The organism is Brachyspira pilosicoli, assembly GCF_008016535.1.
Classification (GTDB): Bacteria; Spirochaetota; Brachyspiria; order Brachyspirales; family Brachyspiraceae; genus Brachyspira; species Brachyspira pilosicoli_A.
In genome coordinates this window covers 1-506 of record NZ_SAXY01000112.1, presented here as the reverse complement: position 1 = coordinate 506, position 506 = coordinate 1, and the positions used below count along the sequence as shown (strand labels likewise).

General features: G+C 21.7%; 1 protein-coding gene. It reads right to left on the bottom strand.

Going from position 1 to position 506, the window contains the following annotated elements:
* Nucleotides 1-418 (bottom strand): hypothetical protein (locus EPJ72_RS12950; RefSeq protein ID WP_147732516.1); only part of this gene is annotated, 418 nt, incomplete at its 3' end.
* Between the last annotated feature and the right edge of the window lie 88 nt (nt 419-506).

The following is a 506-nucleotide window of genomic DNA, read 5'->3' as shown; positions in this document are numbered from 1 at the left end:
TTTGTACTTTTTCCCCTGCTTCCTTGATATAAATAGCATGCTTTCCTTTATGTTTTCTCTTAATTTTTTTCTTTTTGCTCCTATACAAATTATTTTCTTTTAGGACAGTTTCTATAGCTGTTGTTCCTACTTTAATGTCTTCTAACTCTAATTGTTTTTTTATTTTTAATTTACCATAACCATATAATTTTCTTATTTCAATTATTCTTTTAATAATCTTTTTATTTTTCAATTTATTTTTATTATTCTTAGGTTTAGTAGATTTAGGTTTTATAATAGAATAAGTTTCTAATTGGCTTTTCCAATAATAATATGTTCTAATACTAATCTTATATTTTAAAGCTAATACTTCTTTATTCTTAACTTTATTGATTTTTAGAACTATCTTTTTTCTTTGATTTGAAGTATATTCTTTCATAGGTATTCCTTTTGTTTTATTTTAATTAATTAAATTATAAGGAATACCTACTTTTTTAAACTAAAAAAACGTGCAATATCTGTGGCTC